Raw genomic sequence first — 12,676 nt, 5'->3', positions numbered from 1 at the left:
GGGGGCGCGGAGCGTGAAGGGGCGCCGTCGGGCGGCCCGTGGTCAGGGCCGTCTGTGTCTGATCCACCACAGGCAGAAGGCCGCGAGCAAGGCCGCCGCGCCCAGACAGATCCCGGCCTGGATCCACTGCATGGGCCAGAAGTGGCTGCCGGGGTTCGCGGTCGTGGTGAGCGGGGGCATCAGATGGGGGCGCATCTGGCGGAGGCCGTAGATGGAGCCGACGGTGAGGGCGAGGGTGCAGGCCATGGCGGGCACGGTCCGCCGCAGCAGCAGGCCGAAGGCCGTGCCGAGGACCAGGGACAGCAGGGCAAACGCCACGGGGGCCGGGCCCGCCACCTCGAAGGGCACGGCGGTGACCCAGCTGACCTCCTCGAAGACCATGCCGCGCACGGGCCACCACCACCAGGTGAACAGCGCGGCCAGCAGCGTGGTGGCGGCCAGGGTGGCGGCGGCGGGGAGGGCGAGCGTGGCGAGGAGCCAGCGGGTCCGGCCGGCCGACTGGGACCAGACGAGTTTGGCGGTGCCGCTCTCGATTTCGCGTGCGACGAGGGGGGCGCCGATGGACGTTCCGATGATCGCCGGGATCGCGAGCAGCAGCCGTCCGGTGTGGAGCAGCGCGCTGCGGTACGCGTCGAGGTCGGCGAACGCCCGCCCCAGCGGGGTGGGGCGGCCGTCGTCGGACGACAGTCGCCTCCCGTGGCACTCGGGGTACCACAGCCGGCAGCCGGTCAGGTTCCGGTCGCGGATCAGGGCGACCATGCCGGTGCGCTGGTAGACGATGTATCCGGCGAGGACGAGGACCAGCGCCCCGCCCGTCAGCAGCGCGGCCCGCTGGCGGCGCCAGGCCGGCCAGAGCGGGCCGCTCGGGCGCAGCCGGGCGCGGGTGGGCTGTGCGCCGGGACGCGGGGTGGCCGCGGTCTTCACGCCCCTCCCTCCCGCTCGGTCCTGCCGCGCTCCAACGCGCGGGCCTCCTTCCGGGCGGGCCGGCGCCGGATCCACCACACGCAGAACGCGGCGAGCGCGGCGGCCGCGGCCAGACAGATCCCGGCCTGGATCCACTGCATGGGCCAGTAGTGGCCGGCCGGGTGCAGCTCCTCGTACTGCCGTTTGGTGGCGCCGAGCCGGGCGAGGCAGCGGTTCCAGTCGGCGTCACCGAGAGCGGACGAGCAGCGTTCCGAGGGGATCTTCTCCCCGGAGCGGGTCACAAAGCCCTCGGTGAAGCTCCGCCACGAGGTGTAGAAGACCTCCCTGGGGGTGTGCGAGAAGTCGCCGGTGGCGTCGGAGACGATGGTCCGCGGGGTCATCAGGTGGGGGCGCAGGGCGCCGAGCCCGTACTGGACGCCGACGGTGATCCCCAGCGTGGCCACCATGGCGGGCAGGGTGCGCCGCAGCAGCAGTCCGGCCGCCGCGCCGAGGAAGAAGGACAGCGGGGCGAGGGCGACCGCCGCCGGGCCGGTCGCGTCGAAGGGCACGGCGGTGCCCCAGGCGATGTCCGAGAACTGGACCCGGGCCGCCCGCCACCACCAGGTGTAGAGGGCCGCGAGGAGCGTGGTGCCGGCCAGGACGGCGGTGAGGGGGAGGGCGAGCTTCGCGACGAGCCAGCGGGTCCTGCTGACGGACTGGGTCCACACCACCTGATGGGTGCCCGTCTCCAGCTCCCGGGCGAACAGCGGCGCGCCGACGAAGACGCCGATCACCGCGGGCAGCGCGATGAGCAGCCGTCCGGTGTTGAGCAGGGGTGTCCGGTAGGCGTGGCCGAGGTGGAAGAACGCGTCGGTGATCGGGTCGGTGCCCCGGCGTGGCGCGATCCGCCTGCCGTGGCAGGACGTCTCCCAGTCCGCGCAGCCCTCGATGCCGTGCGTCCGCATATAGCCGACCATCTGGGTGCGCTGCCACACGATGTACGCGGCGACCGCGGCGACCAGGGCGAGGCCCACCCAGAGCGCGGCCCGGTGCTGCCGCCACACCAGCCACACCAGTCCCCGTGTTCGCGGCCGCGCGCGGGGCCCGGCGAGCCTGACACCGGCCGTGCTCACGCGTCTTCTCCCCGCTCGGTCCCGGCGGGCGGGAGCGCACCGGATGTGATCAGCGGCGGGGCGTCGGGGGCGCGAAGATAGCCGAGCAGGACCTCCTCCAGGGACGGTTCCCTGACGATCCAGCCGTCCTCGCCGGGTGCCGCCGACGGCCGTATCAGCGCGGTGAGCTGACGGCCCGTCGCCCGGGTCTCGACCACGGTGTGGCGGGCGACCTCCCGCGGTGTTCCCCCGTCGGTTCCCCTCGGCCCGGTGATCAGGCGGTGGGCGGCCTGGACGGCGTCGGTGTCCCCCGCCAGGCGGAGCCGGCCGCCGCCGATCAGCAGCAGGAAGTCGCAGACGCCGTCGAGTTCGGCGAGCACATGGGTGGAGATGACCACGCTGGTGCCGCGCTCGGCGGCCTCGGCCATCAGGGCGCCCATCATCCGGTGGCGCCGCAGCGGGTCCTGATCGGCCATCGGCTCGTCGAGCAGCAGCAGGTCGGCTCGTTTGCCGAGGGCGAGGGCCAGGGCCACGCAGGTGCGCTGGCCGCCGGAGAGGGAGCCGACGCGGGCGGTCAGCGGCACCTCGGCCTCGGCCATGAGGTGTGTCGCGGCCGACTGGTCCCAGCCGGGGTTGAGTTCACGGCCGAGGCGCAGGGTCTCGGCGACGGTGAAGCGCGGGTAGAGCGGCTTGTCCTGGGCGACGAAGGCGATGCGCCGCCGGGCCTCGGCGGACCGCGGATCGGCGCCGAAGACCCGTACGGTCCCGGTGGTCGGCGCGAGCAGGTCGGCGGCCAGGGACAGCAGGGTGGACTTGCCCGAGCCGTTGGGGCCGACCAGGGCGCAGATGCGCCCGGCGGGCAGCCGGAACGTCAGGTCCCGCAGGGCCCAGCCGCGCCGGTACTTCTTGCCGAGTGCGGTGGCCTCCAGGGCGGTGGTGGGGTCGTGTCGGTCGGTCACCCGTGCTCCCTGTCCAGGGCTGTGCTCTCGCCGGTGTCGTGGTGGGGGGCGGCCGGGCCGTCGGGGAAGCGCTCGTCGAGGACCGAGGCGATCAGCGCCGCGACGTCCTCGCGGTCGAGCCCCGCGGCGCGCGCCCGGTCCGCCCACGCGGCCAGTTCGGCGCGCAGCGGGGAGTCGGCGGCCGCGCCGGGCCGGGCCAGGGAGCGCCGTACGAAGGTGCCGAGGCCGGGCCGCGGCTCGACCAGGCCCTCCCGCTCCAGTTCGCGGTAGGCCTTCAGGACGGTGTTGGGGTTGATCGCGGTGGCCGCGACGACCTCCTTGGCCGTGGGCAGCCGGTCCCCCGGCTGCAGCAGGCCCAGCCGGAGCGCCTGCTTGGTCTGCTGGACGATCTGCAGATAGGTGGCGATGCCGCTGCGGCGGTCGATGCGGTACTCCACCACCACCACCCTTTCACTAATCAGTTAGTGGAATGATGGTGTGATGATCCCGGGGCGATGTCAAGGCGGGCCGGGGCGGCCAGGTGCGGCCGGTGCGTCAACCACACGGCGCCCGCCCCCGGTCGGGATGGGGGCGGGCGCCGTGCGCCGGTCCGTACGCCGTTGTACGGGCGGAGTCCAGGGAGGTGCCTGGAGGTGCGGAGGGGTCAGACGGCCAGGGCTCGGTCCGTCGGGCGGATCGGGGCGGGCAGGGCGCTGGTCCCCGCCAGGTAGCGGTCCACGCCGCGGGCGGCCGAGCGGCCCTCGGCGATGGCCCAGACGATCAGCGACTGGCCGCGGCCCGCGTCGCCGGCCACGAAGACGCCGTCCACGTTGGTGGCGAACTCCGCGTCGCGGGCGATGTTGCCGCGCGCGTCCAGCTCCAGGCCGAACTGCTGGACCAGGCCGTTCTCCTGGTCGGTGCCGGTGAACCCCATGGCCAGGGTGACCAGCTGGGCCGGGATCTTCCGCTCCGTGCCCGGCTTCTGCTCCAGCTTGCCGTCCTTGAACTCCACCTCGATCAGGTGGAGCCACTGCACATTGCCGTCCTCGTCGCCCTCGAAGTGGGTGGTGGAGACGGAGTAGACCCGCTCGCCGCCCTCCTCGTGGGCGGAGGTGACCTTGTAGAGCATCGGGAAGGTCGGCCAGGGCTGGCCCGCGGAGCGCTCCTCGCCCGGCCGCGGCATGATCTCCAGCTGGGTGACCGAGGCGGCGCCCTGGCGGTGGGCGGTGCCGACGCAGTCGGCGCCGGTGTCGCCGCCGCCGATCACCACGACGTGCTTGCCCTCGGCGCTGATCGGGGCGGTGACAAAGTCGCCCTCCTGCACCTTGTTGGCCAGCGGCAGGTACTCCATGGCCTGGTACACGCCGGTGAGCTCGCGCCCGGGCACCGGCAGGTCGCGGGCGGTGGTGGCGCCGGCCGCGATGACCACGGCGTCGTAGCGCTTGCGCAGCTTGGCGGCGTCGATGTCGCGGCCGATCTCCACACCGGTGCGGAACTTGGTGCCCTCCGCGCGCATCTGCTCGATCCGCCGGTTGATGTGGCGCTTTTCCATCTTGAACTCGGGGATGCCGTAGCGCAGCAGCCCGCCGATGCGGTCGGCGCGCTCGTACACCGCGACCGTGTGGCCGGCCCGGGTCAGCTGCTGGGCGGCGGCCAGGCCGGCCGGCCCGGAGCCGATGACGGCGACGGTCTTGCCGGACAGCCGCTCGGGCGGCTGCGGGGTGACGTCGCCCGTCTCCCAGGCCTTGTCGATGATGGAGACCTCGACGTTCTTGATGGTCACGGCGGGCTGGTTGATGCCCAGCACGCACGCGGCCTCGCACGGGGCGGGGCACAGCCGCCCGGTGAACTCCGGGAAGTTGTTGGTCGCGTGCAGCCGCTCGCTGGCCTCCCGCCAGTCCTCGCGGTAGGCGTAGTCGTTCCACTCGGGGATCAGGTTTCCGAGCGGACAGCCGTTGTGACAGAACGGGATGCCGCAGTCCATGCAGCGGCCGGCCTGCTTGCTGATGATCGGCAGCAGCGAGCCGGGGACGTAGACCTCGTTCCAGTCCTTGACGCGCTCACCCACCGGGCGGGTCTTGGCGACCTCGCGGTCCGTGGTCAAAAAGCCCTTGGGATCAGCCATTGGTCGCCGCCTCCATCATCTTCTCGGTGGTCTCGGACTCGGAGAGCCCGGCTCGCTCGGCGGCGTCCTTGGCGGCGAGCACTGCCTTGTACGTGGTGGGGATGATCTTGCTGAAGCGGGTGAGGGCGGCCTCCCAGTCGGCGAGCAGGGCGCCCGCGACGGTGGAGCCGGTCTCCTCGTGGTGGCGGCGCACCACGTCGTGCAGCCACCGCTGGTCGGCTTCGTCCAGCGCCTCGATCGACTCGACGTTGCCGACGTTGACGTTGTCCCGGTCCAGGTCGACGACGTAGGCGATACCGCCGGACATGCCCGCCGCGAAGTTGCGGCCGGTCGGGCCGAGCACCACCGCGCGGCCGCCCGTCATGTACTCGCAGCCGTGGTCGCCGACGCCCTCGGAGACGACGGTCGCGCCCGAGTTGCGGACGCAGAACCGCTCGCCGACGCTGCCGCGCAGGAACATCTCGCCGCCGGTGGCGCCGTACGCGAGGGTGTTGCCCGCGATGGTCGAGTACTCGGTCAGGTGGTCGGCGCCCCGGTCCGGGCGGACGATCACCCGGCCGCCGGACAGGCCCTTGCCGACGTAGTCGTTGGCGTCGCCCTCCAGGCGCAGCGTGACGCCGTGCGGCAGGAACGCGCCGAAGGACTGGCCGGCCGAGCCGGTGAAGGTGATGTCGATGGTGTCCTCGGGCAGGCCCGCGCCACCGAACTTCTTCGTCACCTCGTGGCCGAGCATGGTGCCCACGGTCCGGTTGATGTTGCGGATCGCGACCTGGGCGCGGACCGGCTGGGCCGCCTCGGCGCTCTCCGCGTTCAGCGCGTCGGCCGCGAGCTTGATCAGCTCGTTGTCCAGCGCCTTCTCCAGGCCGTGGTCCTGGGCCACCACCTGGTGGCGCACCGCGCCCTCGGGCAGGTCCGGGACGTGCAGCAGCGGGGCGAGGTCCAGGCCCTGCGCCTTCCAGTGCGCCACGGCACGGGTGGTGTCCAGCAGCTCGGCGTGGCCGACGGCCTCGTCCAGGGTGCGGAAGCCCAGCTCGGCCAGGAGCTCGCGGACCTCCTCGGCGATGAACTCGAAGAAGTTCACCACGAACTCCGCCTTGCCGCTGAACCGCTCGCGCAGCACCGGGTTCTGGGTGGCGATGCCGACCGGGCAGGTGTCCAGGTGGCACACGCGCATCATCACGCAGCCGGAGACCACCAGCGGGGCGGTCGCGAAGCCGAACTCCTCGGCGCCGAGCAGCGCGGCGATCACGACGTCGCGGCCGGTCTTGAGCTGGCCGTCGGTCTGCACCACGATGCGGTCGCGCAGGCCGTTGAGCAGCAGCGTCTGCTGGGTCTCGGCCAGGCCGAGCTCCCAGGGGCCGCCCGCGTGCTTGAGCGAGGTGAGCGGGGAGGCGCCGGTGCCGCCGTCGTGGCCGGAGATCAGCACCACGTCCGCGTGGGCCTTGGAGACGCCCGCGGCCACGGTGCCGACGCCGACCTCGGAGACCAGCTTGACGTGAATGCGCGCCTTCGGGTTGGCGTTCTTCAGGTCGTGGATCAGCTGGGCGAGATCCTCGATGGAGTAGATGTCGTGGTGCGGCGGCGGGGAGATCAGGCCGACGCCCGGGGTGGAGTGCCGGGTCCTGGCGACCCACGGGTAGACCTTGTGGCCGGGCAGCTGGCCGCCCTCGCCGGGCTTGGCCCCCTGCGCCATCTTGATCTGGATGTCGTCGGAGTTGACCAGGTACTCGCTGGTGACGCCGAAGCGGCCGGAGGCCACCTGCTTGATCGCCGAGCGGCGCGCCGGGTCGTACAGGCGCTCCGGGTCCTCGCCGCCCTCGCCGGTGTTGGACTTGGCGCCCAGCTGGTTCATGGCGATCGCCAGGGTCTCGTGCGCCTCCTTGGAGATGGAGCCGTACGACATGGCGCCGGTGGAGAAGCGCTTGACGATCTCGCTGACGGGCTCGACCTCCTCGATCGGGATCGAGGGGCGGTCGTTCTTGTCGTTCTTGAATGCGAACAGGCCGCGCAGCGTCATCAGCCGCTGGGACTGCTCGTTCACCCGCTCGGTGTACTTCTTGAAGATGTCGTAGCGGCGGGTCCGGGTGGAGTGCTGCAGCCGGAAGACCGTCTCGGGGTCGAACAGGTGCGGCTCGCCCTCGCGGCGCCACTGGTACTCGCCGCCGATCTCCAGCGCCCGGTGGGCGGAGGGGATGCCGGAGACGGGGTACGCCTTGACGTGCCGCGCGGCGACCTCCTGGGCGATGACGTCCAGGCCCGCGCCGCCGATCTTGGTGGCGGTGCCGTGGAAGTAGGTGTCCACGAAGGACTCGTCCAGGCCGACGGCCTCGAAGACCTGCGCACCGCGGTAGGAGGCCACGGTGGAGATGCCCATCTTGGACATCACCTTCAGCACGCCCTTGCCCAGCGCCTTGATCAGGTTGCGGATCGCGGTCTCGGCCTCGACGCCCGGCAGGAACGTCCCGGCGCGGACCAGGTCCTCGACCGACTCCATCGCCAGGTACGGGTTGACCGCCGCGGCGCCGTAGCCGATCAGCAGCGCGACATGGTGCACCTCGCGGACGTCGCCCGCCTCGACCAGCAGGCCCACCTGGGTGCGCTGCTTGGTGCCGATGAGGTGGTGGTGGACGGCGGAGGTGAGCAGCAGGGAGGGGATCGGGGCGTGCTCGGCGTCCGAGTGGCGGTCGGAGAGCACGATCAGCCGGGCGCCGTCCTCGATGGCGGCGTCGGCCTCGGCGCAGATCTCCTCAAGGCGCGCGGCGAGGGCCTCGCCGCCCCCGCCGACCCGGTACAGGCCGGAGAGGGTCGCGGCCTTCAGGCCCGGCATGTCGCCGTCGGCGTTGATGTGGATGAGCTTGGCCAGCTCATCGTTGTCGATCACCGGGAAGGGCAGGGTGACGCTGCGGCAGGAGGCCGGGGTCGGGTCCAGCAGATTGCCCTGCGGGCCCAGCGAGGAGATCAGCGAGGTGACCAGCTCCTCGCGGATGGCGTCCAGCGGTGGGTTGGTGACCTGCGCGAACAGCTGGGTGAAGTAGTCGAACAGCAGCCGCGGCCGCTCGGAGAGGGCGGCGATCGGCGAGTCGGTGCCCATCGAGCCGATCGGCTCGGCGCCGGTCTTGGCCATCGGGGCCAGGATGACGCGCAGCTCCTCCTCGGTGTAGCCGAAGGTCTGCTGCCGGCGGGTGACCGAGGCGTGGGTGTGCACGATGTGCTCGCGCTCGGGCAGGTCGGCCAGGTCGATCAGGCCGGCGTCCAGCCAGTCGCCGTACGGCTGCTCGGCGGCGAGCGCCGCCTTGATCTCGTCGTCCTCGATGATGCGGTGCTCGGCGGTGTCGACCAGGAACATCCGGCCGGGCTGAAGCCGGCCCTTGCGCACCACCTTGGCCGGGTCGATGTCCAGCACGCCGACCTCGGAGGCCAGCACGACCAGGCCGTCGTCGGTGACCCAGTAGCGCCCGGGCCGCAGACCGTTGCGGTCGAGGACCGCGCCGACCTGGGTGCCGTCGGTGAAGGTGACGCAGGCGGGGCCGTCCCAGGGCTCCATCAGCGTGGAGTGGTACTGGTAGAAGGCGCGCCGCGCCGGGTCCATGGAGGGGTGGTTCTCCCACGCCTCGGGGACCATCATCAGCACGCTGTGCGGCAGCGAGCGGCCGCCGAGGTGCAGCAGCTCCAGGACCTCGTCGAAGGTCGCGGAGTCGGAGGCGTCGGGGGTACAGATCGGGAAGATCCGCTCCAGGCTCTTGTCTCCGAACAGGTCGCTGACCAGCTGCGACTCCCGGGCGCGCATCCAGTTGCGGTTGCCCTTGACCGTGTTGATCTCGCCGTTGTGGGCGACGAAGCGGTACGGGTGGGCCAGCGGCCAGCTCGGGAAGGTGTTGGTGGAGAACCGCGAGTGGACCAGCGCGATGGCGGTGGCGAAGCGGCGGTCGGACAGGTCGGGGAAGAACGGCTCCAGCTGCCCGGTGGTCAGCATCCCCTTGTAGACCAGGGTGCGCGAGGACAGCGACGGGAAGTAGACCCCGGCCTCCCGCTCGGCGCGCTTGCGCAGCGCGAACGCCTTGCGGTCCAGGGCGAGACCGCTGCTGGCGCCGTCGGTGACGAAGATCTGGGAGAAGGCGGGCATGGTGGCGCGCGCGCCACTGCCCAGCAGCTCGGGGGCGACCGGCACCTCGCGCCAGCCGAGGACGGTCAGGCCCTCCTCGGCCGCGATCCGCTCGATGTGGCCGGCGGCAGCGGCGCCCTCGGCCTCTCCTTCGGGGAGGAAGGCGATGCCCACGGCGTACGAGCCGGCATCGGGGAGCTCGAAGCCACTGACGCTCTCCCGCAGGAAGGCGTCCGGGACCTGCACCAGAATGCCGGCGCCGTCGCCGGAGTCGGGCTCGGAACCGGTGGCCCCGCGGTGCTCGAGGTTGGTCAGGACAGTAAGAGCCTGCTCCACGAGCTCATGGCTGGCCTCGCCGGTGAGGGTCGCCACGAAGCCGACACCACAGGCGTCGTGCTCATCGCGGGGGTCGTACATCCCCTGTCGGGCGGGGTGGGACGCGGAACGCATCGGCTCTCCCGTCGTCGTCTACGGCATGTGGGTGTGCCGAGGGACGACGCTGGCCCTCCGCCAAGAAATTTTCGTGCAGGTTACATGATGAGGCGCTTCTCGAGAAGCGGATAGCTCGTTCCATCATGCGGACACTGCGCACGAGGGGTGAAGTCGGGCAAGGGGGGATCAAAGGATCACCCCGCCGCAGCACCTGGCGGGCGACGCTGCCCATGGCGCTACGGCGTTATGCCCGCCGGTAAACGGATTGAAACCGTCAAGTAACGGGGTAATCTTGCGGCTCGCCGTATGGTAAATCAACCCACGGCCGTGCCAAAGAGTATGCCCAAGGCATATGTCACACCGGCCGCCGCGCCACCCAGCACCAGCTGCCGCAGCCCGCTGAACCACCAGCTGCGGGCGGTCACCCGCGCCACCACCGCACCGCATCCGAACAGCCCGATCAGCGCCAGCAGCACGGCCGGCCACAGCGCCGTCGCCCCCAGCAGATACGGCAGCACCGGCAGCAGCGCGCCCAGCGCGAACGAGCCGAACGAGGACACCGCCGCGACCAGCGGCGACGGCAGATCGTCCGGGTCGATGCCCAGCTCCTCGCGGGCGTGTATCTCCAGCGCCTGCTCCGGGTCCTTCGACAACTGCTCGGCCACCTGACGCGCCAGCTCGGGCTCCACGCCCCGCGACTCGTACAGCGCCGCCAGCTCCTCCAGCTCGTCCACGGGATGCTTGCGCAGCTCGCGCCGCTCGACCTCCAGCTCGGCCTCCACCAGCTCACGCTGGGAGGCGACGGAGGTGTACTCCCCGGCCGCCATCGAGAACGCACCGGCGGCAAGACCGGCCAGGCCGGTGATCACGATCGTCTGCCGGTCCACAGCACCGCCCGCGACACCGGTCATCAGCGCGAGGTTGGAGACAAGACCGTCCATGGCACCGAACACGGCCGGGCGCAGCCAGCCGCCGTTCACATCGCGGTGGGTGTGGTTGTCGCGGTGCGCGATGTGCGGGGGTTCGGTGCTCGCGATGACAGACATGACGGATACTGCGCTCCCTTCAGGGGTGCGGGCGCGGCCGCCCTCAACCCAACAGTCCGAAGGTACGCACGAATTCCCCGCCGCCGCCAGCAAGGAAGGCCGAACTTACCTCGCTGACCTGCGGAAACACAAAGGCCGCCGAACCCTTGCGGGTCCGGCGGCCTCTCGGCGACGCTACTTCGAGGCCTCGGCCTCCGGCTTCGACTCCGCCGCGGGCTCGGTCTTGCCCTCCGCCTTGGACTCCGTCTCGGTCCCGGCCTTGGCCTCCGCCTTGTGCTCCGCCTCGCCGTCCTCACGGCCCGGCTCGCCGCCCTCGGCCTGCTCCGCCTCGGCCACCGCGGCGGGCTCCACGATCTCCTCCCGCCCGGGGGCCTTCTTCGCGGAGATCACGAAGTAGGCCACCGCCGCCAGGAAGACGACGATCGCCGTCCAGTTGTTCAGCCGCATGCCCAGCACATGGTGGGCGGTGTCCACTCGTAGGTACTCCACCCAGAAGCGGCCTACGGTGTACGCGGCGACGTACAGCGCGAACGCCCGGCCGTGTCCCAGCTTGAACCTCTTGTCCGCCCAGAGCACCAGCAGCGCCACGCCCACGCACCACAGCGACTCGTACAAGAACGTCGGCTGGTACGTACCGGCGACGCGCCCTATGTCGGCGTCGGCGTCGATCTTCAGTCCCCAGGGCAGATCGGTCTTCTTGCCGTACAGCTCCTGGTTGAACCAGTTGCCCCAACGGCCGATCGCCTGGGCGAAGGCGATCCCCGGCGCGACCGCGTCCGCCCACGCCGGGAGCGGGATGCCCCGGCGCCGGCAGCCGATCCAGGCGCCGAGGGCGCCCATCGCGATCGCACCCCAGATCCCGAGGCCGCCCTCCCAGATCTTGAAGGCGTCCACCCAGTCACGGCCGTCGGTGAAGTACAGCTCGTAGTCGGTGATGACGTGGTACAGCCGACCGCCGACCAGGCCGAAGGGCACCGCCCACACGGCGATGTCGGCGACCGTGCCGACCCGGCCGCCCCGGGCGACCCAGCGTCGGCCGCCGAGCCAGACCGCCACGAAGACACCGAGGATGATGCAGAAGGCATAGCCGCGCAGCGGGATCGGGCCGAGGTAGATCACGCCGGACGACGGGCTGGGAATGTATGCGAGGTTCATGTCGGAGTCGACGCTACCGTGCCGGGCGGTCAATGCGGCAACCCACCCGGCGCAACGGCTGCGTAACGAGCCGGGCTGCTAGCCCTTCCCGGTGACCATCCGCTTGAGCTTCCGCGGGCTCAGCGGCTCGTCCGGATCTCCGTAGACCGCCTTCCCGTCCAGCAGAACGGTCGGCGTCGAGCTGTAGCCCGAGCGGTTGAAGGCGCCATTGGACTTCCGCACCCACCCATCGTGCCTGCCCTCCTGGACGCACCTGCGGAAGGCCTCGGTGTCCAGCCCCGGGACCTTGCCCGCCAGCTTGATCAGCTTCGTCTTGTCCGCGTACGAGTCCTTGGTCTCCGGCGGCTGGTTCTTGTAGAGCACATCGTGGTACGCCACATACTTCCCGGCGTCCTGCGCGCAGGCCGCCGCGTTCGCCGCGTACAGCGAGCCGGTGCCGCCCATGTTGCCGTCGATGATCGTCACCAGGTGGTAGCGGACCTTCATCCGGCCCTCGTCCTGCAACTGGTGCACAGTCGTGCGGAAGACGTCCTCGAACTGCTTGCAGCCGGGGCAGCGGAAGTCCTCGTAGACGGTCAGCGTCTTCTTCGCGCCCGCCTTACCTGTCGGGATCACCGTGCCGGCCGCGCCCTTCGGGGCGACCGCCCGGCTGCCCGACTTCCCCGAGTCCCCGCCGGTCTTCGTGGCGACCACGCCCACCCCGGCGGCCACCCCCAGCACGGCCACGACCGCCCCGGCCACCCCCAGGGCGCGCCTGCGCCTGGCGCGGGCCTGGTCCTTCTCTCGCTGTTCCCGCAGCCGCTCCCGGGCGCTGCGCTTCCCCTGACGGTTTTTCTCGCTCACGCCCTCGACAACGAGGCGGA

General features: G+C 71.6%; 9 protein-coding genes. All 9 read right to left on the bottom strand.

Features of this window, described 5'->3' with window-relative positions:
- Positions 1-42: 42 nt before the first annotated feature.
- Complete coding sequence (locus tag ACFZDL_RS12210) at positions 43-924, bottom strand: transporter (protein ID WP_353592968.1); 882 nt, start codon at positions 922-924, stop codon at positions 43-45.
- Positions 921-2,036: a translation initiation factor IF-2 gene (locus ACFZDL_RS12205; protein WP_353592967.1), complete on the bottom strand. Its 1,116-nt coding sequence runs from the start codon at positions 2,034-2,036 to the stop codon at positions 921-923. Before ACFZDL_RS12205 ends, ACFZDL_RS12210 begins: the two co-directional genes overlap by 4 nt.
- Complete coding sequence (locus ACFZDL_RS12200; RefSeq protein WP_353592966.1) at positions 2,033-2,974, bottom strand: ABC transporter ATP-binding protein; 942 nt, start codon at positions 2,972-2,974, stop codon at positions 2,033-2,035. The genes ACFZDL_RS12205 and ACFZDL_RS12200 overlap by 4 nt, the downstream gene beginning before the upstream one ends.
- Entirely contained in the window at positions 2,971-3,414 is a 444-nt protein-coding gene (locus tag ACFZDL_RS12195) for a GntR family transcriptional regulator (RefSeq protein WP_353593067.1), read from the bottom strand. Before ACFZDL_RS12195 ends, ACFZDL_RS12200 begins: the two co-directional genes overlap by 4 nt.
- 203 nt (positions 3,415-3,617) lie before the next feature.
- Positions 3,618-5,078 (bottom strand): glutamate synthase subunit beta, encoded by a 1,461-nt coding sequence (locus ACFZDL_RS12190; RefSeq protein ID WP_353592965.1) that lies wholly within the window; start codon positions 5,076-5,078, stop codon positions 3,618-3,620.
- Positions 5,071-9,630: a glutamate synthase large subunit gene (gene gltB, locus ACFZDL_RS12185; protein ID WP_353592964.1), complete on the bottom strand. Its 4,560-nt coding sequence runs from the start codon at positions 9,628-9,630 to the stop codon at positions 5,071-5,073. The genes ACFZDL_RS12190 and gltB overlap by 8 nt, the downstream gene beginning before the upstream one ends.
- A 296-nt stretch (positions 9,631-9,926) precedes the next feature.
- The gene (locus ACFZDL_RS12180; protein WP_353592963.1) at positions 9,927-10,658 is read right to left on the bottom strand and encodes a VIT1/CCC1 transporter family protein; all 732 of its coding nucleotides are present in this window, start codon (positions 10,656-10,658) and stop codon (positions 9,927-9,929) included.
- 174 nt (positions 10,659-10,832) lie between these two features.
- The gene (lgt, locus tag ACFZDL_RS12175; protein ID WP_353592962.1) at positions 10,833-11,813 is read right to left on the bottom strand and encodes a prolipoprotein diacylglyceryl transferase; all 981 of its coding nucleotides are present in this window, start codon (positions 11,811-11,813) and stop codon (positions 10,833-10,835) included.
- Positions 11,814-11,891: 78 nt separating this feature from the next.
- Positions 11,892-12,656, bottom strand: coding sequence for a thioredoxin domain-containing protein (locus ACFZDL_RS12170; RefSeq protein ID WP_353592961.1), 765 nt, complete (start codon positions 12,654-12,656; stop codon positions 11,892-11,894).
- Positions 12,657-12,676: the final 20 nt, after the last annotated feature.

The sequence above is a fragment of the Streptomyces sp. NPDC007917 genome, assembly GCF_042959105.1.
Lineage (GTDB): Bacteria > Actinomycetota > Actinomycetes > Streptomycetales > Streptomycetaceae > Streptomyces.
This window is presented reverse-complemented; position numbering and strand designations above follow the sequence as displayed.

Coding starts and splice junctions, on each gene's coding strand:
- ACFZDL_RS12180 (WP_353592963.1), bottom strand. CDS start 10,658: ATGTCTGTCATCGCGAGCACCGAACCCCCGCACATCGCGCACCGCGAC.
- lgt (WP_353592962.1), bottom strand. CDS start 11,813: ATGAACCTCGCATACATTCCCAGCCCGTCGTCCGGCGTGATCTACCTC.
- ACFZDL_RS12190 (WP_353592965.1), bottom strand. CDS start 5,078: ATGGCTGATCCCAAGGGCTTTTTGACCACGGACCGCGAGGTCGCCAAG.
- gltB (WP_353592964.1), bottom strand. CDS start 9,630: ATGCGTTCCGCGTCCCACCCCGCCCGACAGGGGATGTACGACCCCCGC.